The sequence below is a fragment of the Cellulophaga sp. RHA_52 genome, from assembly GCF_007827205.1.
Lineage (GTDB): Bacteria > Bacteroidota > Bacteroidia > Flavobacteriales > Flavobacteriaceae > Cellulophaga > Cellulophaga lytica.
On the sequence record NZ_VIRZ01000001.1, the window covers coordinates 2,521,626 to 2,544,504 of the forward strand.

The 22,879-nt window shown below is 31.1% G+C and carries 16 protein-coding genes; 6 read left to right on the forward strand and 10 right to left on the reverse strand.

Annotated elements, in window-relative coordinates; translation table 11 throughout:
- Nucleotides 1-44: 44 nt before the first annotated feature.
- Nucleotides 45-479, reverse strand: coding sequence for a hypothetical protein (locus JM80_RS11195; protein ID WP_144710137.1), 435 nt, complete (start codon nt 477-479; stop codon nt 45-47).
- Between the two features lie 188 nt (nt 480-667).
- Between JM80_RS11195 and JM80_RS16445 the strand changes: the two genes are divergently transcribed.
- Nucleotides 668-817, forward strand: a complete 150-nt coding sequence (locus JM80_RS16445) for a hypothetical protein (protein ID WP_013622684.1) — start codon at nt 668-670, stop codon at nt 815-817.
- Nucleotides 818-937: 120 nt separating this feature from the next.
- Here JM80_RS16445 and JM80_RS11200 read toward each other — a convergent pair whose 3' ends face one another.
- Complete coding sequence (locus tag JM80_RS11200) at nt 938-2,494, reverse strand: NAD(P)/FAD-dependent oxidoreductase (RefSeq protein ID WP_144710139.1); 1,557 nt, start codon at nt 2,492-2,494, stop codon at nt 938-940.
- A gap of 246 nt (nt 2,495-2,740) precedes the next feature.
- Between JM80_RS11200 and JM80_RS11205 the strand changes: the two genes are divergently transcribed.
- Genes JM80_RS11205 through JM80_RS11215 form a run of 3 tightly spaced genes read left to right on the forward strand, consistent with a single transcriptional unit; the run spans nt 2,741 to nt 4,805 of the window.
- Nucleotides 2,741-3,343: a SatD family protein gene (locus JM80_RS11205; protein WP_144710141.1), complete on the forward strand. Its 603-nt coding sequence runs from the start codon at nt 2,741-2,743 to the stop codon at nt 3,341-3,343.
- The gene (locus JM80_RS11210; protein WP_034645480.1) at nt 3,337-4,053 is read left to right on the forward strand and encodes a DUF3307 domain-containing protein; all 717 of its coding nucleotides are present in this window, start codon (nt 3,337-3,339) and stop codon (nt 4,051-4,053) included. Before JM80_RS11205 ends, JM80_RS11210 begins: the two co-directional genes overlap by 7 nt.
- A gap of 11 nt (nt 4,054-4,064) precedes the next feature.
- Nucleotides 4,065-4,805 (forward strand): hypothetical protein, encoded by a 741-nt coding sequence (locus JM80_RS11215; protein ID WP_013622680.1) that lies wholly within the window; start codon nt 4,065-4,067, stop codon nt 4,803-4,805.
- A gap of 146 nt (nt 4,806-4,951) precedes the next feature.
- On the opposite strand, the gene JM80_RS11220 is transcribed toward JM80_RS11215, so the two are convergent.
- The 5 genes from JM80_RS11220 to JM80_RS11240 all read right to left on the reverse strand — a co-directional run bounded on the left by JM80_RS11220 (nt 4,952) and on the right by JM80_RS11240 (nt 11,932).
- The gene (locus tag JM80_RS11220; RefSeq protein ID WP_013622679.1) at nt 4,952-5,581 is read right to left on the reverse strand and encodes a response regulator transcription factor; all 630 of its coding nucleotides are present in this window, start codon (nt 5,579-5,581) and stop codon (nt 4,952-4,954) included.
- 881 nt (nt 5,582-6,462) lie between these two features.
- A complete protein-coding gene (locus tag JM80_RS11225; RefSeq protein WP_144710144.1) occupies nt 6,463-8,523 on the reverse strand; it encodes a type IX secretion system membrane protein PorP/SprF in 2,061 nt (686 codons plus the stop codon).
- Nucleotides 8,524-8,632: 109 nt separating this feature from the next.
- Entirely contained in the window at nt 8,633-9,850 is a 1,218-nt protein-coding gene (locus JM80_RS11230) for a PD40 domain-containing protein (RefSeq protein WP_013622677.1), read from the reverse strand.
- A 138-nt stretch (nt 9,851-9,988) separates the two neighbouring features.
- Nucleotides 9,989-10,369 carry a response regulator gene (locus JM80_RS11235; RefSeq protein WP_013622676.1) on the reverse strand — a complete coding sequence of 127 codons (381 nt, stop codon included), beginning with the start codon at nt 10,367-10,369 and terminating at the stop codon, nt 9,989-9,991.
- Between the two features lie 3 nt (nt 10,370-10,372).
- Entirely contained in the window at nt 10,373-11,932 is a 1,560-nt protein-coding gene (locus tag JM80_RS11240) for a sensor histidine kinase (protein ID WP_144710146.1), read from the reverse strand.
- Nucleotides 11,933-12,901: 969 nt separating this feature from the next.
- Between JM80_RS11240 and JM80_RS11245 the strand changes: the two genes are divergently transcribed.
- Both JM80_RS11245 and JM80_RS11250 read left to right on the forward strand, forming a co-directional pair.
- A complete protein-coding gene (locus JM80_RS11245) occupies nt 12,902-16,504 on the forward strand; it encodes a carbohydrate-binding protein (RefSeq protein WP_186439767.1) in 3,603 nt (1,200 codons plus the stop codon).
- A 58-nt stretch (nt 16,505-16,562) separates the two neighbouring features.
- Entirely contained in the window at nt 16,563-19,301 is a 2,739-nt protein-coding gene (locus JM80_RS11250; RefSeq protein ID WP_144710150.1) for a right-handed parallel beta-helix repeat-containing protein, read from the forward strand.
- Between the two features lie 103 nt (nt 19,302-19,404).
- On the opposite strand, the gene JM80_RS11255 is transcribed toward JM80_RS11250, so the two are convergent.
- Genes JM80_RS11255 through JM80_RS11265 form a run of 3 tightly spaced genes read right to left on the reverse strand, consistent with a single transcriptional unit; the run spans nt 19,405 to nt 22,879 of the window.
- Nucleotides 19,405-20,232 (reverse strand): immunity 49 family protein, encoded by an 828-nt coding sequence (locus JM80_RS11255; RefSeq protein WP_144710152.1) that lies wholly within the window; start codon nt 20,230-20,232, stop codon nt 19,405-19,407.
- Nucleotides 20,233-20,242: 10 nt separating this feature from the next.
- Nucleotides 20,243-20,500 carry a hypothetical protein gene (locus JM80_RS11260; RefSeq protein WP_144710154.1) on the reverse strand — a complete coding sequence of 86 codons (258 nt, stop codon included), beginning with the start codon at nt 20,498-20,500 and terminating at the stop codon, nt 20,243-20,245.
- A 6-nt stretch (nt 20,501-20,506) separates the two neighbouring features.
- Nucleotides 20,507-22,879, reverse strand: a complete 2,373-nt coding sequence (locus JM80_RS11265; protein WP_144710156.1) for a hypothetical protein — start codon at nt 22,877-22,879, stop codon at nt 20,507-20,509.

Here is a 22,879-nt window from a genome sequence, read left to right on the forward strand (position 1 = left end):
TTTTATAAAATAATTATGAATTTGTCTGCTGTTTATAAGCAGTGTTAAGCAAATGGGCTTTTGGGTGGTTTTTTTGCTGCTAATATGTAGCCTTTTGCAGTTTTATATGGGCTAGTATATATATAATTAGTGGGTAGTATACTATAATTTTTAATAGTGTAAGTAGTTGTGTCTACAATATGTTTATCTATTTTAACTTGCTGTACAAGACCATCATTAGAATTGTTTTCTGCTTCACTAAAAAGATTGTTTATAAATGTAATTATTTGATGCTCGTGGTCTTGAGCGTGTGTATGACTATGGTTATGCCCCGCTGTTGAGGTATGACTATGTGTATGTACAGCAACTGTATGGGAGTCTATAGCGTGAGAAATAGCGTGTAAACCATCTTTAATTTGATGTTGCAATGGATGTAGCACATACAATAAGCTTATACTTATTGCTATAATTTTTAATATATATTGTTTGCTACGTATCATTATATGCTTTAAAACAACTTTGTTACTATTGTATTTTTAAGTGTTATTTTTGCAGCTACCAAAGCTATAAAAACTAATACACTCTTGCCATACTAACGAGATAATTTGAAGTAGGGTTTTAAAAAAAGTAAAAAAAAGATAAGTTTTTGTTTTAGGTTGATATAAAAGTGTTTAAAAAAGAGCTAGTTATGGGTAAAACAGGAAAAGAAAAAAATACATTAAATAAGGCTAAACACTCTAAGTTAATGGCCAGAAAAATAAATAAGAAGAAAAAAGAAGAAGCTTTACGTAAAGAACGCTTAAAAGCTATTATAAAAAAAGCGCAACAGAACAACTAAAGTTAGGAACTACTAAGTAAAATGCATTAAGTCTTGTGTTGTGGTATTGTTTATTTAAAACAATGTAATATTACAATAGCCTAAAGCTTATTGCTAAAGGCTAGTTTTAGTCATTATAAATTATATTTTTGCAACTGCTGCTTCTGCACATCTTTCGCCATCCATAGCAGCAGAAATTATACCACCTGCATAGCCACCGCCTTCACCACAAGGAAATAAACCTTTAATTTCTGGGTGTTCTAATTTTTCTGTTCTTGGAATATTAACAGGAGATGAGGTTCTAGATTCTACCCCAATAATATTAGCTTCAGAGGTGTAATACCCATTCATTTTATCTCCAAATGCTTTAAATCCGCCTCGTAAACGACTTCCAATTAGTTTAGGAAATAAAGAGTGTAGTGGAGCAGATTTTAATCCTGGTTGGTATGATGTTTCATTTAGTGTTGTAGATAATCTTCCTTCTACAAAATCTGTTAATCGTTGTGCAGGTGCAACTTGACTTCTTCCGCCTGCGGTAAAAGCTAGTTTTTCTAGGTCTTTCTGGTATTCTAACCCTTTTAAAACCCCAAACTTATTGTATTTAGGAATATCTTCATCAACATTAATTTCTACAACAATACCAGAGTTTGCATATAAATTATTTCGTTTAGATGGAGACATACCATTTACCACAACCTCTCCAGGAGCTGTTGCAGCAGGTACTATAAATCCGCCTGGGCACATACAAAATGAGTATACACCTCTTCCTTTTACTTGTTCTACAAGGCTGTATGCAGCTGCGGGTAGTAACTCATCTCTTTGTCCGCTGCAATGGTATTGTATGCTGTCTATTATATGTTGCGGATGTTCTACACGTACACCCATAGCAAAAGATTTAGCTTGTAATGCAATTTCTTTTTTATGTAGTAAATAATAAATATCTCTAGCAGAATGTCCGGTAGCTAGTATTACACTATTTACCGCCATTTCATTTCCATTTTCTAAAATAATAGCTTTTAAAGTGTTATTTTTTATATCAAAATCTATCACTTTAGTATTAAAATGGACTTCACCACCATACTTTATAATATTTTCTCTAATATTTTGTACCAGCTTTGGAAGTTTATTTGTGCCTATGTGTGGGTGTGCATCTACTAAAATTTGGTCTGTTGCACCGTGGTATACTAGGTTTTCAAAAATTCTACGTACATCTCCACGTTTAAGGCTTCTGGTATATAACTTACCATCAGAGTATGTGCCGGCACCACCTTCGCCAAAACAATAATTAGAGTCTTGGTTTACAATGTGCTCTTGGTTAATGGCTTTTAAATCTCTACGTCTGTTTTGTACATTATTACCACGTTCTAAAACAATAGGTTTATACCCTAATTCTATACAACGTAATGCAGCGTACATACCTGCGGGACCAAAACCTATAATATGCACTTCTTTAGCATTAGAAACATCTTTATAGTTAAAAGTATAGTTGCTATTTTCTGGTGCAGGTTCTTGTATGTATACTGTAACTTTATAATTAAAATAAATGGTAGCTTTACGTGCATCTATAGACTTACGATCTATTTTTAGAGCTGTAATTTCTGTTTCAGGAATACCTAAATATTTAGCAGCTTTTTTTGTTAGAATACCTTGTATTGGTTCTTCTTTTAATGTAGTTCTAAGCTGAATGTTTCTTACCATACCGCAAAAGTACTATTTTAAAAGAGTATCTCTTTTTTGTTAGTTAATTATTTTAGGTTGATGCTATAATTTGACTCATCATTTATATTAATTACTATTTTTGTAAATATAATATTGTTAAAAAAATCTATTTTTAAATTGATACACTCTTTTATATGTTTAAACGCATATATTTTAAATTATATGTTATATGGCATATAATTGCAATTATATGTTAAATAGCATATATTTGATAAAAAATAAAAAATGATAGCAGTTATAACAGGAGACATTATTAATTCTAGAGCAGAAGATGTAGGTGTTTGGTTACCAGAGCTTAAGACTGAGTTGAAAAAAATAGGCTCAGATCCAAAAGATTGGGAAATATATAGAGGAGATAGTTTTCAGCTAAAAACAACACCAGAACAAGCTTTAAAAATAGCTTTAGTATTAAAAACTGTTTTAAAGCAATTTAAGACTTTAGATGTTAGAATGGCAATTGGTATAGGAGAAGAAAGTTATACATCAGAAAAGGTAACAGAGGCAAATGGTAGTGCTTACATAAATTCTGGTGAGTGTTTTGAAGACCTAAAAAAACAAACTTTGGCAATTAAAACACCTTGGCAAGAGTTTAATATCGTTTTAAATTTAGTGTTAGATGTATTGGAGCTTACTATAAATAATTGGACACCTAATTATGCACTTTTAATAAAAGAAAGCTTAAAAGATACCAGTGTAACGCAAAAAGAGTTAGCAGATAGGTTAGACAAAAAGCAAAGCAATATTAGTACTAGTTTAAAAAAAGCTGGTTTTGATGAAATTTTAAAAATATTAGATTACTATAACACACAAATAAAAAAACTATGTTAGTACTTACATTAAAGTTGCTTTTAGCTCATATTTTGGGTGATTTTGTGTTGCAACCAAATAAATGGATAAAAGACAAGCTAGAGAAAAAACAAAAGTCGGCTTACTTGTACTGGCATATAGTTATACACTTACTAGCCTTAATGGTAGTTTTAGAATTTAATACAAATTACTTTATTGGTATTGCTACTATTGTAATTACACATTATTTAATAGACTTAGCAAAATTAATATTGCAAAATGATGGTAATGCTAGAGTCTTATTTTTTCTAGATCAATTGCTACATTTATTAGTGTTAGTAATTGTAGCTACTACTTATACAGATTATAGTTTAAACTTAGCTTACCTAACAGCTCCTAATGTAATATTATTTTTAATAGCAATTTTTTTACTAACAAATGTATCTGCTATTCTTATGAAAGTAATAATATCTAAATGGAAATTAGAAGACGAATCTAAAAAATCACTTAAAAACGCAGGTGCATATATAGGTGTTTTAGAGCGCTTGTTTATTTTTATGTTTATAGTACTAGGGCAGTGGAGTGGTATTGGCTTTTTATTAACAGCAAAATCTGTTTTTAGGTTTGGAGATTTATCTAAAGCAAACGACCGTAAATTAACAGAATACATACTTATTGGTACCTTAATAAGTTTTGGTTTAGCCATTTTAATAGCCTTAGGCTATAAGTTTATGTTACAACAATTGCCATAATTAAATTTGTTATGAAGCAAAAAAACAAGCAAGAGTCTACTTCTAAAATGCAGAAAATGTTACATTTAGATTATAGGAGAGATGATGATATTTGGTTAACAAACACGCAAACTTTGCGAAGATTAATAGGAGTTTTAGGTATAGCTTTGCCTATTTTATTGTTTGCTTTTTTATGGGTAACAGCAGAACACACAAGTACTTTAGAGTCTATTAGCCATTATTACTACACACGCGCAAACCCTATATTTATTATAGTTGTGAGTATAATGGCAATATTTTTAATGGTGTATAAGGGCAGAGAGCCTATAGATTTTTACATTTCTTTTGTTGCAGGTGTTTTTGCTATTCTACTATTATTATTCCCTACAGATAATATAGCTATTACCTGTTGTGATGCAGATGCAGCCTATAGTGTAACTTATATACAAGATAATACTTGGCGGGTACGTTTTCATTACATAGCTGCTGCTATATTTTTATTGAGCCTAAATTATATGTCGCTTTTTGTTTTTACAAGGTCAGATAAGCCAAAAGCAGAACGAACAAAAGAAAAAAAACAGCGAAATACAATTTATAAAATAACAGGTGCAATTATGTTTTGTGCTTTGCTTGTAATAATGCTTGGCTTACTAAAAGTAATACCAGAAGATGTATATTACCAAAACCACATTACCTTTTGGATGGAAACCATAGCAATAGAGTGCTTTGGAATTGCCTGGTTGGTAAAAGGAGAAACAATTTTTACAGACTAAAAATATAAAACCCCTGAAAAAATCAACAATTTCAAGGGTCTTATGGTAAAATATGGACAATCTACATAAATAGTTTACACTATTTAAATTTTAGTATAAGCAAAAGCATAAGTAGGTTTTGTTTGTTTTTGCTATACTGTTTTGCTTTAAGCACAATCTAACTGTCTAAGCTTGTCCAGTGCTTCAGACTTAGAGTTTACGTTAAGTTTTAAATATATATTTTGTATATGAAAGTTAACAGCACTTGCAGTAACAAATAGTTTTTCTGCAATAGTTTTGTAGGTTTCTCCTTCAAATAAAAGATCAATAATTTCATTTTCTCTTTTAGAAAACTCATTAAAAGACTTTCTTTGAAACATTGATATAACTTGCTTAGCAATATCATTACTAATTGCTGCACCATCAATTTTAATAGAGTTTAGTGCATCATACAGTCTCATTTCTGTTAAAGGTTTGGTTAAATAACCGTTTGCACCGTTTTTAAATGCTTTTTTAATTAGTGTAAAATCATTTTGTTCACTAACAATAATAATTTTTGCGTTTACAGCTTTCTTTTTAAATTTAATTAATACATCTATACCACCAAATTCTTCTTCTGGAATATCTGTGATAATAATATCTGGTGCTACTGTAGTAGAAGACCTTAGGGCTTCTTTTGCAGAACCATAAATACCAATTAAGTTGTAGTCTGAGTATAGACTAAAATAATGTTTGTACGTTTTTTTAAACAGCGGATCGTTATCTATTACAATAACATTTAAATTTTTTGTTTGCATAAGTTGGGGGTTTTTGCATACTATAATAGCATACAGGTTAAGTTTATAAGTGAAATTTGGGGTTGTATTTAATTTTAAAATAGAAAATAGAAATCCAGTCTTAACTTATTTTTTACAATAATTAAGTGCAATTTATTAGTCAGAAATTATAATTAAAATTAAAAGGGTAGGGGTACTCTTTATTTTAATTTTAGTTATAATACCTACTATAAACTATAGCTTTCTAGTACTATCAAAAAATTAAATACAGAGATTATTATACCGTTTACAGCGTAGATTATCATTTTTTTGTAGGTGAAAAAATGACTGCTGATCGCAGGTTTTGTAGGTTTGTTTTTGGTTACTTTTTGTAATGTAAAAAAGCTTCATATAATTTGGGTTTTTGGGGGTGAAAGAAACCTTTTTACAAGTTTCTAAAATCTATTTTTTAGAGTAAATAAATACTATATTTTAAAAATGTAACTCTTTTCTTAACGTTCATTTTAATAGAAAAGATTTACCTAATTAAATAGGTTCTATACTATTTATTTGTTTCTCTATACTAAAGATATGACTTTTGCGTTATTTGACAAAATTTAAAAAGTAGGTAATTTCTGGTTTAAAATGGGTTAGTGTGTATTTCGTCGTTACTTTAATGCTTTTAACCGTATATTATAAAAGGCCTAATCGATAAAGTGTTAAAATTTTAACTTATTATTTAGAATGGTTCTAAAGTAATTTTTTAGATGAACTACACTTTTTTGTAAAAAAAAATAGTCCAAAAGACAAGTATAAGAACGTTATATACTTTGTCTTTTAGGACTACCCGCAACCCCCGATGCGTAATTTTCACTTATAAAATAACCCAATTTATACTCTAGGGAGAGTCAACTTATATTGTATTAATCTTCATATATATTTGCAGCTGTTGCTGTAGATGCAGAATAAGTAGGTTTGTCTACTTTTAAAATCCATTTTTCATCTTGGTATTTACCGTTAAGGTTAGATGCGTAAGCGTCTTCTGCTTCTTCCATATAGTTGTAATCTGCTATGTATACATAGTAAAGATCATTTTCTTTATTGTAAAATTGTTTTGCATCAATGTTTTGCTTTTTAAGTTTTGTCATAAAAGCATCTAAATACTTTTTAGTTTTGTAAACATTTGCAATTACGTAGTATCCAGACTTAACACCATCCATATCAGACTGGTTTACTACTTTTAAAGGAATTTCTTTAAATTTTTTGTTATCAGTTTTAGCAGCAACTGTGTTAGTTGTAGTTGTTTTATCTGCATCTAACTTATAAGTAACCTTTTTAGTTGTTTTAGCAGCTACAGCATTGTTTGGTACAGTATTAACCTGTTGTGCTGTAGTTTGTATGTTTTGCTTAATATCGTTTCTTAAAATACGTACAATAGTTTCAAACTTTTTTTCTAATTCTGCGCTACGTGCATTTTCAATAGAATCTTGTCTTAAAATAAGCTCATCTAATATTAATCTGTTTTGGTAAGCTAAAGAGTTCTCATCTTCTTGTACTGTTGTTTCTGTGACAGCTTTAGATTTAGCAGCTTTTTTGTTTTTACGGTTGTTTTTTCTTTTTTTACTGTTTAATGTTACGCTTTGAGACTCAAAGTTTTTAACCATTGTGTTAAACTTGTCTTGCACTGCGTTTTTAGGACCAACAGTTTTTACAGTACCAGCATATGCATTTTGCGTGCTTTTTGTTGTAGGTGTAGTGTTATTAACTGTACTAGTTGTGTTTTTAGCTTCTGGTGTATTTTTTTTATTTCTTTTTAAACTATTTTGTTTTGTAATTAGTGCTAAAATCTCATTTTCTCTTTTTTTGTTAGAAATAGCCATTTTAGTAGCATCTTTTCCGCTTTCTAAAGCAACAATTCTTTCTTTATCTCTTTTTTGATCTTCCATAAGGGCTAAAATTTGCTCCTCATAGTTTTTAATAATATTATCTACTTTACTATCATAAGACTCTTGCTTATCATTTGTAGCAAAAGCAGGACCGTTATTTTTAAATGTATATGCTAAAGATAACTCGTGGTTCCAGCCTAAGTCTGTTTCCTTGTTCATTACATCTTTTTCTAACAAATAACCTAAAGACATTTTGTTGTTTAAGTTAAAACCAAGTCCCATAGAAATACCGTGCTCATTATCTATAGTAGATTGTAACCATCCGTACTTAGGTAAATCTAATAACATAGAACCTACATAAGATATTCCTCCGTTTTCATTTTTACCAACCTGTACAAGTGGCATAAACCTACCTTCTGCAAATAAACCTCTAGTAGCGCTAAACGGTTGCGTGTACTGTAATGATGCTTTAACACTTCTGTCATTAAAATTAGTAGAAAAAGCATTTGTTGTTTGGTTGTATTTTACCAAATCTTTAGCGTAGATACCAACATCAAACCTACCAACAGATAGTGTAATAGCTGGTTGTATAGCTAATTTACTTTCCTTTTTTGCATCTATTAACTGTAAATCGTTATCATCTGCAATAACTCTGTTTTTATCTAAACCTTCGTTAAAGTAAGTTACGTTAGCACCAAAAGTAAGTTTACTTTTTTCACTTAACTGTACTGCTGTAGCATAGTTTGCATTAAAACCAAACTCTTGTACAACACCTGCCCACTGGCTGTAAATACCAATACCAAAAGCGGCATTGTCGTTAATTTTACTACTAAAACCTACAAAATAGTTTTGTACATTATCATCAAAAGTAGCGTACTGGTTTCTGTGTAAAATGTTTAAGTAAGATTTGTTTTCTCTTACCAAAGAAAAGGTAGGATTTATTAAAAATCTATTAAAAAACAATTGATTGTGATAAGAATTGTTTGAACTATTTTCTGAAACTGTAGCCTCTTGTGCTGTTAATGTTTGTATGCTTAGTAAAATAGATACTAAAACTAGTAAACAGATTTTGTGAGTAAATGAAACTTGACTTTTCATAGTAGTAAAAATTACGGTTATTTTGGGGTGAAAAATGTAAGTACTTTTTTGCCTAAGTACAGTAAAGAAATATAAACTAAGGGGGTAGGTTGTTTATATAACTTGGGTCTTAATCTTCAAAAACAGATGTTGAATAGTTTATTGAAGATTCATCATTAACAGCTTCTAGAGAGTTAAAATCTCTGTTTTTGTTAGTGTATGTAAATGCTACTCTTTCTACATTTCCTTGTCCACGGTTAGACATTACGTAGCCCATTCCGTTTTTAGATTGTAAATCCAAAGAGAAATCGTCTTTATCACTATTAATTCTGCTACCTAAATTTGCAGCAATACCAACTTTACGCTGACCAACTTCTACCATGTAAATATCTAATCCTCCGTAGCCTTTGTGACCATTTGAAGCAAAAAATAATGAGTTTCCGTTTACAATTTTAGGATATAAATCGTTTTTTTCTGTGTTTACTTTTTGACCTAAGTTTTTTGCAACTCCAAAGTCACCGTTTGCTTTAATTGAAGCAACATAAATATCAAACTTACCAAAAGTACCAGGCATATTAGATGCAAAAAATAAACGTTTTCCGTCTGCAGAAACTGTTGGGTGCATTGCAGAGTAATTTTTTGGAGCTAAAGCAATTTCTTTAACGTTTTTCCATTGTCCGTTTACATTTTCTGCTCTATATATTTTATGTACCAATTCTTTTTTAGAGAAAATGCCAGTTGCTGGCTTTACATAAACACCTTTACTAAAGTAAGCTGTTTTACCATCTGCAGTAACTGCTACAGGTGTTTTATAAGCGTTGTGCTTGTCTGTAATTTCTTCTAAATAATTGTTTTGCTGTGTTACAGTCTCTAAAGAAGAGTTTCCTTTTGGGTTAAAACTATACTCACCATACTTACCCGTATAAGTAGTATTGTTTTTTTGCTTAGTAGTTTTGTAATCATTAGCTACAGCAGCCATCCAATCTTTATTGGTGTTGTGAGCATCTTTAGTTGTACTAACACCAACTTTTTTTAGTGCAAATTGGTAACGCTCTTGGTAACTTTTGTTTAGCATTTTGTCTTTACTAACATCTTTTAGCTTTTTGTACCAAAAAGCGGCAGTTTCATACTTTTTTACTAAAAAGTTAGCGTTACCTAGATCTTCGTAAATTTCTTTGTCTGTGTAACCTAAACTTTTAAGTTTTTTGTAGTTGTCTACTCTCTTTTTTACTTCAACAGTAGTTGTTTTAGAAGCGTTACTTGCAACTGTATTTTGTGCAGATAACGAATAGCAGAAGAATGTAGAAATACATACTATAGCTGCTTTGTGGGTTATAAAATTTTTCATAAGATAGGGGTTAAATTATCACTACATCAAAGATCTAGAATTAACCCGTTACCTGTACTAGTAAATATTCATAGGTTTTTGCTAAAAAAGGTCATTTCATCGATTAAATAACGCTTTTTTGAGTTGAAATGCACTTTTCTATGGTTTTTCGGTCAATTTACTGCATATAATTTCAAACTCTGCTTTAAGCTGATTTTCATCTATTGGTTTACGAATTATGTGCATTGGTTTTGTTTTTTCTGCACGTTTTATAGTAGAAGCATCAGAATTGCCTGTTATAAATACAAAAGGTATCTTATAATCTTTATTTATTATCTCTGCAACTTCAATACCATCTTTATCTCCGCTTAAACCTATATCTAATAATATAATGTCTGGTGAAAAAAAACGCAAAGCAGAAATAGCTTCGTTACTATTGCTTGCGGTTCTTACAATATTTTCGTCTATAGATTCTATTATGCTCTCTATAAACATTTGTATAATCATATTATCTTCTACAATGAGTACTTTTAATGCCATAATTTATGATGTTTGTTCAATTTCTTGAAATGTGATGATGTAATTTGTTCCTTTCTTAGAGTTATCTTTTTCAATATTACCTCTAAGTTGTAGGGCTAGTTTGTGTATCAATTTTAATCCTAGTGATTTAGTGTTTCTAAAATTGATGCTTTTAGGAAATCCTATTCCGTTATCTCCTATTAGTAATAAAAAATTAGGATACACTAATTTTTTAACCTCAATGCTTAAAGTTCCTCCTTCTTCATCTTTAAATCCATACTTTAAGGAGTTTGTAATTATCTCGTTAATCATTAAACCCAATGGTACAGAGGTGTCTAAGTTTAAATACAAATCTGTAGCTTTAATATCTAGTTTAATGTTAGTATCATTACCTTTCATAGATATTAGCATAGTATTTGCTAATTGCTCCATATACTCTCCATAATTAATTCTGCTTAAGTCATTAGACCTGTAAAGCATTTCATGAATTATGGCCATAGAGTTTATTCTATACTGGCTGTACCTAAAAAGAGCTTTTGTTTCTTCGTCTTTAATAAAGCTAGACTGTAAACTTAGTAGGCTTGTAATTACTTGTAAGTTGTTTTTAACTCTGTGGTGTATTTCTTTAAGTAATGTATCTCTTTCAGATAATCTGTTTTCTACAGTTTGGTTAAGGTTAGATATATTTTCATTATTAATATATAAAGAATATACAATAATTAAAAAAATGAGTAATCCTAAATTTAGTAATCCTGCATTTTTATAGGTCTCAAATTTAAATCTAGCCAAGTTTTTTTCTGTATCTTCTAATTTAGTACTGGTATATATAGTCCAAGGGTGGTTGCCCTCTAAACTTACAGTTTTAGACATATATATATTGTTTCCTTTAGCGTCTTTTGTTGTTAAGTCTACCTTAGAGGGCTTATATAAATTGTTATGGTCACCATAAAAAACTTCTCCTTTAGAGTTTAGTAATGTTAAGTTGTAAGTGTCTAAATTTTTAAACCAATTTTTAGCATTTAAGTTTAACCCAACAATTCCTTGTAATTTATTATCTACATATACAGGAGTAAAAAAGCGAATTGTTGGTCTGTAAGGTTTTTCTATCTTTTGTTTCTCTATATTAAGATCTAAATGAGAAATGTATACTTCATTTTTTTTAGCTTTAATAGATTCTTTAAAATAATACCTATTAGACTTGTCTTGGTATTTATTAGAAGAAGCTAAAGAATCTATATCTACGCGTATAACCTCTATACCTTCTTTATTTATTAGCCTTGCCTGAAAGTAATTGGGATCTATATCTATAAAAGTTTTTAGCTTTTTTTCTATTTCTACAGCAGAAGTATTACTTTTTAAATCTAACTGTATTAGTTTACTTATATAAAGCACATTTTTTTTACTAATACTATAGAGCTCATTTAATTTAGACTCTGTTTCTACTAGTTTATTGTTAGATTTTATGTTTTCTACTAACATTATGTTATTAGTGTACGTTTGTACTTGATTATATGAAACATTCCATATAATTACTGTTATTAGTAAGAATAATATTACAGAGACTATAATTAGTTTTTTTCCCATAAAGTAAGGTTAAAAAAAGGGGTTAGTATGTAACTAAGGTAAATGGTACTCATGAATTTACGAAAATACTTCTAATTATAATAAGATTTATTAAGTACAGAAAACTGTAAACTTTGTTATAATAGTATAAAAAGCAGAGATTTAATGGTAATTAGTAGTATTTATTGTATAGATGGTAGCTTACAGTACATTAAAAGTTATGACTTAAAAATGTTAATGTTTTGTAAATTAACTATTTAGTGTACAATTGTTAATTTTAAAGTTACTTTTAGCACACTATTTTAAGCACTAAAAGCACACTTAAAGAAGAAGTTAATTCTTGTTAAATTAGTGGTTAAATCCCAATTTAATTATTTATTAAGCTACTGTATTTCTATAATTCTGAATTATTGTTAATTTTTTTTATTTATATGAATTATTTTTTATTATTAAGTAAGAAATAACTTACCTTTACTGTATCCCCAAAGAATTTTTTTATCAACTTAATTATTTACAAAATGAAAACAATTGTACTTAAGTTCTACTACATTGCTAAAAACGAGCTTTGGGCTTGTTATTCTTTAATCACTCATTATTTAACATTTTATCATTTTTCATCTTTTAGTACGAGTTAAAAAAGTACTGTTTGGTAAAATATAGGGCGTATCTATTTAGTCTGTTCATAAGGTTAAATGCGCAAAATGGGCTAATACTATTAGCTACATAACGGATAACCTATGTTTTAACTGAATATTCTTTTTGTTGATACATAAAAAAATAATGAATCTTGTGACTCTACTGTTCAGTTTTTTAACAAAACTACATAGGCCTTAAATAATTTCTTATGCATAGTTGTTTGTACACTTAAGCCATAGCTAAGCTATTATTTATATGTCTTTTAGTAATGTAAAAAACAAAGTCTTAAACTTTTTTTACAGTCATAAGTCGTTTGTTACTAATTGTTTAATTCTTAATTTAAATTTTACTACTATGAAATTTTTTAAACCTCATCTATTAACGGTATTCATACTTTTTGGTATGTTTTTAAGTGCTCAAACTCCAGAAGGAGAGCTAAAACGGTGGCACAAATTATCAATAACTTTTAACGGACCAAGTACATCAGAAACCGCTAATCCTAATCCTTTTTCAGATTACAGATTAGACGTAACTTTTACACACAAAAACAGCAACAGAAGTTTTACTGTACCTGGGTACTATGCAGCTTGTGGTAACGCAGAAAATACGGGTTGTAATTCTGGTAATAAATGGAGAGTACATTTTACACCAGATGATATAGGACTTTGGAACTGGACAGCAGTTTTTAAATCTGGTACTAACGTTGCAATTAATAGTGGCGGTAGCAGTGGTGGTTTTATGGATGGTACAACAGGTAGTTTTACCATTAGTGAATCTAATAAAACAGGCAGAGACTTTAGAAATAAAGATTTGGGTAGACTACAATATGTGGGAGAACACTATCTTAAGCATACTGGTACAAACCCAAATAACCCTAACGGAGCTTGGTTTTTAAAAGTTGGGGCAGATTCTCCTGAAAACCGTTTCCATTATGTAGATTTTGATGGTACTCCGGGCAATACAGCTGGTGGTAATAAAAGTAAAACCTGGCAAGCACATGTTACAGACTATAATGCTACAGATGCAAGTGCGTATACTTGGAACAGTGGTAAAGGTAAAGGTATTTTAGGATCTATAAACTATTTGCACGGGCAAGGTGCCAACGTAATCTCTTTTTTAACATGGGCAGCTGGTGGTGATGATGGTGCTGTTTTTCCACACATATTAAAAGGGTCATCATCAGATTACTCTAGCGCAAGCAAATCTGAACAGTGGAATAAGCTACATAAAGATAGGTTTGATGTATCTAAACTTGCCCAATGGGAGAAAGTAATGGAGTATGCAGATAAAAAAGGTATGTACTTACATTTTAAAACAATGGAAACAGAAAATTGTGAAAAAATGGATGGTCATACTTTTGGTAGGGAACGTAAGTTATACTACCGCGAGTTAATTGCCAGGTTTGCACACCATTTAGCATTAAACTGGAACCTATCTGAAGAATCTACCATTAAAGATGAAGTGGTAAAATCTACTATAAATTATATTAAAAATTTAGATGCATATAACAACCATATTGTTTTACATACATACCCAGGTCAGCAAGACCAAAGGTATAACCCATTAATAGGTAACAAGTCTAACTTAACAGGTGTGTCTGTACAAACAAGTCAAAATAATGTACATAAAGATATACGTAGATGGGTAATAAACTCAAGAAATACAGGTAAAAAATGGGTGGTAGCAAATGATGAGCAAGGTACTGCATCACAAGGTATAATGGTCTCGGACAAACAAGTTAGAGAAAAAGTACTTTGGGCAACTTTTTTAGCTGGTGGTGCTGGTGTAGAATATTACAGTGGTTATACTAGTAATGATGGTGACCTTAATGGCCAAGATCATAGAAAAAGAGGTGCTAAGTATAAAGAAGGTAGTTATGCGCTCTCTTTTTTTAATACACATTTACAGCCATACTTAACAGAAATGATTTCTGCAGATAATGTTACGGCAGATAATAATGACTATGTATTTACTAAAGAAGGTAAAATATATGCTATTTACAGACCCAATGGCGGTAGTACATCTTTAAGTTTGCCAAGTGTTAATAATAAGTATAATGTACAGTGGTTTAACCCTAGAGCAGGAGGTAATTTATCAGCAAAAACAACCTTAGGTAATAATTTGGTAGCACCAGATACTAATGACTGGGTTGCGTTAATTACAAGCAAAAATGATGATGGCAATACTGTTTGTGATAATGTATTAACATCTACCTTAACAAACGATGCTTATTTGCAAGGAACAACTAGGTTTAACAACGCAGAATTAAGAGTAGAAAGTGGTAGAAGACTAGCTTACCTAAAGTTTACAGTACCTACAACCTCTAAAACAGTTACAAGTGTAAAGTTACAACTTACAGTTTCTAGTGATTCTGGCAATGGTTTAATAGAGGTTTTTAAAGGAAGCTCTACTAACTGGACAGAGGCTAATTTGTCTAACACAAACAAACCTGCAGAAGGCACAAAATTAGGGCAATTAAACACTACTTATAGTGTAGGTAGTACTTATGATTGGAACTTAACTGATGTAACACCTGGGGAAACCATTACTTTAATACTAAAGCAAACTGCGGGTAATGATGTGTCTTTTTCATCAAAAGAAGGGGCTACATCTCCTAAATTAATTTTAGAGGTTGAATGCGATGAAGCTAACGGAGCAGTAAATAACAATATTTTATTGCCTGGAATTTTAGAAGCAGAAAACTTTACAGATCAATTGGGTACACAAGTAGAAAACACATCTGATGTTGGTGGAGGAAAAAACATAGGCTATATAGAAGATGGAGATTATACCAATTATAAAGTAAATGTAGCGCAAGCAGGTACTTACAAAATACAGACAAAAGTAGCAACAAATACAACAGGAGGTACAATTAAAATTGATGCAGATGGTACTAATATTGGTGAACTTACTGTAGTAAATACTGGAGGTTGGCAAACTTGGAAAACGGTAACTGCAACTGTTAATTTAGAAGCGGGGGAGCAAACACTTCAATTGAACTTTACAGGTGATTCTGGTTATTTATTTAATGTAAACAAACTAATTTTTGAAGAAGATGTTACTACAGTAGAACCTGGTAATGATTGTATTGCTGTAGAAAAAAATGGAGTAGTAGCTGTAGAAGCAGAACATTTTTTCAGTCAATCTAAAGATGACGATAGAAAATGGTATACTTTTAATGAAACCACAACAGGTACTCCAACTCCAGATCCAGATTCAAATCACTATAGCGAAGCAAGTGGTAATGGGTATTTAGAAATTTTACCAGATACAAGAGTAACTCATAGCGACCCTCTTAATGCTCAAAATTTTTCTAATGAACCAGGAAAAATAGCAATAGTAAATTATAAAGTTAAGTTTACTAGTCCAGGAAAATATTTTGTTTGGGTAAGAGCACATTCTACAGGATCTGAAGATAACGGTGTACACGTTGGTATTAATGGAACTTGGCCAGCTTCTGGGCAAAAAATGCAATGGTGTACTGGTAAGCAACAATGGACTTGGGAGAGTAAGCAACGTACAAATGCAAATCATTGTGGCGAAGCGCAAAAAATCTTTATTGATGTACCAACAGCAGGAGTGCATACAATTTCTTTTTCAATGAGAGAGGATGGATTTGAGATGGATAAGTTTGTACTTTCTAAGACCTATACTAAACCTGTAGGATCTGGACCAGAAGAAGTATTAGAGGGTTGTTCTAATTCTGAAAGCGCAAGTGTGGCTTTAAAAATCAATGAAAGTAAAGTTGTTGTTTTTCCTAATCCAGCACAAGAATACGTAACAGTATCTGGTGTTAGTGTAGGTAAGCAAATTATTTTGTATGATTTTTCAGGGAATGTAATTCTTAAAAAAAGAGCAACAAATGATTCAGAAACACTAATTGTATCTGGTTTAAAAGCTGGTAAATATATTATTGGTGTAGAAGGAGAAAAGGGTATTCATTTTATAAAAAAATAACAACAACCAAAAGCCGCTTAACTTAAATAGTTAAGCGGTTTTTTTAACATTATAAACTATGATATTAATTAAACAACAATTAAAAACCTATTTATTAGGTATGTTTTTAGTATTATGCAGTACAACTGTATTTGCACAAAAAAACTACTATGTAAGTGCCTCTGGTAACGACTCTAATAACGGTACATCTGCCGCTACGCCCTGGAAAACTATAAATAAAGTAAACAGTCAAAAAAGCAAAATTAATGCTGGTGATGTTATTAATTTTAATAAAGGAGATGTGTTTTATGGCTCTTTAGATTTAAAGGGAAAAAAAGGCTCGTCTAGCAAAGCTATTGTTTTAAAAGCATATGGTTCTGGTAATAAACCAATACTTAGGGCAGCAAAAAAAATAAATAACTGGACACGCCATAATGGCAACATTTGGAAAACAAATTTAGCTAAGGTTAATAATGGCAGAATACCATCGTTATTTTTAAACAACCAAGCACAACAAATAGGTAGAGAGCCAAATGTTAGTGCAGCTAATGGCGGTTACAGAACAATAAAATCTCATGCAGGAAATAATAAATCTATTTCAGAAGCATCAAGTTTACCTTATGCATCAAATAGGTTTAAAGGAGGTGAAATTACCATTAGAACTACAGATGACAATGTTAAGGTAGAAACTGTGACATCTCATGGAGGTACAACGGTAAATTTTAGTTTATCAGACCCTAGTGCAGGTTTTGAAAACAATATCGAAAACAATTTTGGATACTTTTTTCAGAATCACGTTAATACACTAGACCAAAATGGTGAGTGGGCACATGATACAAACGCTGGTGTTTTGTATTTGTATAGCAATAGCAACCCTAACAATTTAAATGTAGAAATACCAGCAGGGGATGAGGCATTGGCTTTAAATAATACCAATTATATTAAAATTCAGGATTTAAGAGTAGAAGGAGGTTTAAGTCAGACTCTAGCTATTAGCGGTGCTTCTAACTTAACTATTACAAACTGTAATTTTTACAATGGAAATAATTACTTGTCTTTAGGTTTTACCTTAAGCAATATAAAAGTAACAAATACTGTTTTTGAAGAAAGTAATAACGTTGCTATACGTTGGGAGGGTATAAATGGACTAACTTTTACAAATAATAAGGTGCAAAATATAGGTATGCGCTCTGGTATGGGTGCGCCAGGTTTTATTGGGTATACAGGAGTTAGGTTTATTAGTAAATCTGGATTTTCTACTAACATTATAGAAAAAAATACAATTAAAGATATAGGCTATCATGCATTAAATTTTGGTGGTGGTAACTTAAAAATTAGGTATAACAATATTAGTAATTATTGCTATACCAAAGATGATGGTGGTGGTATATATTCTGTAGGTAATAAAAACGGAAATAACAGTATTTATAACAATATGGTACATGATTCTCCTGGTGCCATTAGAGGTATACCTGCCGGAAGAGGTGTTAAAACAGCTGGTATTTACATAGATAATGACTCTCAAAACCAGTTAATTTATGAAAATACGGTATATAACATTGTAGGCTGGGGTTTAATGGCAAACCTGTCTAGTAAAAATACAATTAAAGACAATACGGTTTATAATTGTGATAATGGGTTAGTACTATCTACCTATAATAATAGTTTTGGTGCTGGTGGTAGTGTAGCAAAATCAACAAATAATACAGTTACTAATAATATTTTGTTTTGTAAAAAACCAAACCAGTTTTCTGCAAGGTATACCAACCAAATTACAGATGCTGGTTTTAATACTTTTTTAGGAGATGTAAATAGTAATTATTATTGTATGCCCTTTAATGGAAGTAAACAAATTAGTATAAGAGCTGGCAGACAAAATACAGAGTATAACTTAAATGAATTTAAATCAAAATATCCTAATTACGAGAAAAAAGGAAAGAGTGCTCCGGTTACTTTTGCAGCAACAGCAAATCCAAATACTTTTATAAAATTTGTAGTAAATACAACAGGTGTGGCAAAATCTGTAAGTTTAGGATCTACAGATTATGTAGATGCAAAGCATAATAATTACACAGGAAATATAACTGTAGCTCCTTATTCTGCTATTGTATTGTTAAAAGGAAAAGCAGATGCAGGTTCGCCAGTTACCTCTCAGTTAATAGATAATGGAATGTATACTATAGAGTCTGTAACTTCTAACCAAAGATTATTGTCTAGAGCCTTAGAGACATTTAACGCTAAAATGGTAAATCCGGGTAATTATGATGATCAAAAATGGATTTTTACGCATTTAGGTGATAATGTATATACTATAAAAAACAAAGCAAACAATAGATTTTTAGAAGTGCCTTATGCTAAATGTGAAAACGGAATTCAAGTAGCAACTTATACAAGTGCTGCTGGCAAACATCAACAATGGAAAGTTATAGAAAACGGAACTAATGTATACGGCTTATTGCCTAACCACTGCCAAACACAAGGTTTAGACCGTAATAACGGAACACTTAATACCAATGCAATAACTTATACTTATGAAAAAGGAAATGGCAACCAAAAATGGAAAATAGTACCAACAACAGCTAGTTTAAGAAGCAGTGAAGTTGTTTTAACAGTATATCCTAATCCTGCAAGTGAATTAATAAAAGTAGCAGGAGTAAAAGTAGGAGATAAGCTTGTAGTTAGGAATATGAATGGTGTTGTTGTAAAAGAGATGAATGCAACAGCAGAAGAAGCAGTTATTATTTTAGATAATTTAAAAACTGGAATGTATATTATTTCTATACCAGGAACAGAAAGTAAACAGTTTTATAAACAGTAATACTTTAAAAATTAGTAAAATGCCACCTGAATGTACCATTTGGGTGGTTTTTTAATTTGCTGTTACTCTGCTTACTCTTTACGGCACTAGCGTGACGCTCGCGCTAGTGGGGTTCATCCTTCAAAAAATCATAGGGTATTTCGTAATTATCTAAAGGCTCAATTGGCAATATTTCCTTAGGGACAAGCGGAGAATTAACTTCTACTTCTATGCCTTGTCTCCAAGCAAGTTTTGCATAACCCAATGCAGGTTGAGAAACATATTGAGCTAAGACATCATTAGTATTTCTTTTCTTATGAATTTTAGGACTTACCAACTGCTCTAAAAGTTCCTCACATTTAGATTTATCTTTTGACAAAAGAGCTTTATAAAAATCATAATCGATTTTTAACTCTTGTTTATTCTTTGGTAGTTTAGAGAGAGTTAAAGTTTCAATGATATTTAGATTTCTTTCAATCCCTTGGACATCATTAGCCATAAAAAATTGAACTGTATTACACCAAACAGCATCTTTTCCTTTTAACACGTTTTCATCCATACTGGGCATTCGCCCCCAGGCATTATATCTTAATTTCGAATACGTCTTAATTAAAATTTCATTATCGCTCAAAATAGGGTAGACAATATAAGGAAGTCCAAAATCAAATAATGTATCATTAAATTTTTTAACTCTCATTTTGTCAAGAAGTGATGCTATATAGAAATGTAGTTTACTTTGCATATAATCTTTATCATTAATTGCTTTGACAGCTAAGTCTACCTCCAAGAATCTAAAATTCAACCCCATTGGCTTTAAATTTCTCTCATCATCACTAATATGTTGAATCCAAATATCGGTACTCTTTAATTTATCAGAAATTCTATCGTTAATTGTTATCATATTTAAAAGTCCCCCCGCTATCGCAAGCATCTTGCTTGTGCCGTTAAACAAACTAAAAGTTTTACTTATTTTTACTAAAGTCCCTTATTATTTTATAAATATAATAGCTACTTAAAACAAGTAAAGTTCCTTTACCTAAAAATACACCAAATTTGTTGTTGTGTAGGTATCTTAATATTGCTTCTAACAAACCGGCTCTCCAACTAGAAGGAAATTCCTCCATAGGAGTCCAAAAGTCATAAATATAGTAGAGAAACTCTAAACAGAGTACCGCAAATAAGTTATGTAACAGCTCTTGTGTTTTTTCTGAGAGTTTCATTATAACCTATTTCTTAATCTGCTTATGGTATAAATCAGCTAAATAATACTCTAAAAAGTTTACAATGTCTACTTCGGTTTTACCATTGGTGTACATCAAATAAACTTTGTTTATATGCTTGTCTTTAAACGCAGTTAAACGTGTACTATTAATTTCATCCATAATGTCCCAAGTACGCATACCTTCTAGCATATTTCTATGGTTGTCAAAACGCTCATTAACAACCTTTAGTTTTTCTACAGAAGCTTTTGTTTTTTTAACTTTAGGGTCGTTATTCTCAGCATTTAAACGTATAAACTCTTTTTCTAGTTTGTAGTCTATATCTTCTGCATCTTTAACCAACTTGTTATAAGCACGTAGTACAAAGTCGTTGTATTTTTCCTGAAAATCTTTAAAATCTTCTAAGGACTTTAAATAGATAATAGCTTGCTCTTTGTAAACCGCATCTTTTTTACCAATAGCCTTAATCATATTATCTGCCAAGCCTCTTAACTCAAGGTTTTTATCGTCTGGTATTTTTCCAAAGTTAGGATCTTTGGTTAGTTGTAAAATGGTGTCTGTAATATTATTAGCATAATCTACATACTTGTATTTTTTGTAATTAATAGTAATAATACTGTCTCTAGTTTTACGTTTTTTGTCTTTTTTACCCCATTTAATTTTAGGTTTTTTAACGTCAAAAGAATAGTTGTAAGAGAAGGTTGCTGTAAATTCTTTTAGACCAGAAACCGTTGGTGTGGTTCTAAAAAGTTGAACTGCATTTAGGCTAAAATTGTGCTTTTCTAATAATATGTAAGACACACCACCTCTAAAGTTAGTTATGTTAGTAGTGCCACCAGTGTTTTCAGTTTTATTGTAGGATGATGCTAAAACCGATTTTAACTTATTGTCAAAAAAGCCTTTTTTAACGCTTAGAGTAGGACCCCAAGTAGTAGCATCTTCACGACCAATGGTATTGTATGTGCCATTTAATGATGGTGTAATATTTAGGTTTAACTCTGTAAAACCAATAGTGTAGGAGGTAGCTATGTTATGAAAAGTAGATGCATCACCAATCCTAACAATTCCACCTTGCTCGTTGGCAATATCACTTACATTGTAGTTTAAATTTATATTCTCTTTTTTTGTTTTAGAGCTCGATAAAATATAATTGATATTTAAATTTGCATTCTGCGATATCTGCTTGTAGTTTAAAGAATCAGTAGCATTGTCTAGTAAATTATCATCGTTAATATCATCAAACTGATTGGTTCTAACGTTGGTATAAGTACTAAAGTTAGAGTAGGAGCCAGTAAATGTTAAACGCTCTGATGCCGTATAGGTTGCATTTGCAGCACCAACAAATCTGCTTGTAGGGTTTGCTTTTTGGTCGTCTAAATCATCTCTCTGAAAACCGACATTAAAGCTTAAATTAACTTTGTTGTTAAATAGTGGTCTAGATAAGTTTAGTGTAATATTCTCAAAATCGTTATTAAAAAAATAAGCACCTAAAGTCTCGTAACCAGGATCTACACGCTCATAATTAACACCAAGGTTAGCTTGGTAAAACGAGTAATTTACACCTAATTTATACGCATTGTAATATTCTGTAGAAGCTCGGTTTTTAAAAAAGCTTCCCAACAAACCTTTTTTACCGCTAGAGGTCTCTTGTGCTCTAGTATCTTGTGTTATGGCAGTTGTAGCATATTCTGCACGCAACTCTAAGTTTTTAGATAGGTCTACACTACCTTCAAAACCAAGAACAAGGTTTTCTTTAGGTAACACACCTTCTTCATCTGGGTTAATATCAATAGAGTTTTCTCTGTCCGATGCATAAAACGTAGACACACCTACACTGTATTTATCTTGCTCAAACACCGTTTTAAACCCATAACCCATTCTTTGGTATGCAACAACAGCACGCTCATCTTCTACAGGTTCTGTGGCCTTTAAAAGCCGTCCATACATTGCACTAAATGTAAAACCTTTGCTAGGTGTTAGTTCTACACCACCACCAGTAAACTGGTGTCCGCTTAGGGTATATGGAGAAAATGTCATATTTACATCTCCAATGTGTGCAGTAATCCACTTGTATTTAGGGTGTAAGCTTAGCCTGTTAAAATTAAAAGGCAATTGGTAGCCTAGTTTTTCACCTTGGTTAGAGTAGCTATAACTAACAGGAATAGAAAAATTATAGTAACTAAAATTCAAATTACCTTGTGCGTAGTACGTAAAAGGTTCTCTGTTGTTTCTTTGGTTACTACTGTAAAATACAGAACTAGCGGAAATACCTCCGCCTACTTTAAAAGGCGAAGATTTTCCAAAAGTTTCTAAATCTACACTTTGCGATATGGCAAGTGTAGGTAGTAGTATAAAAAGTGAAAGTAGTAGGTTTTTCAA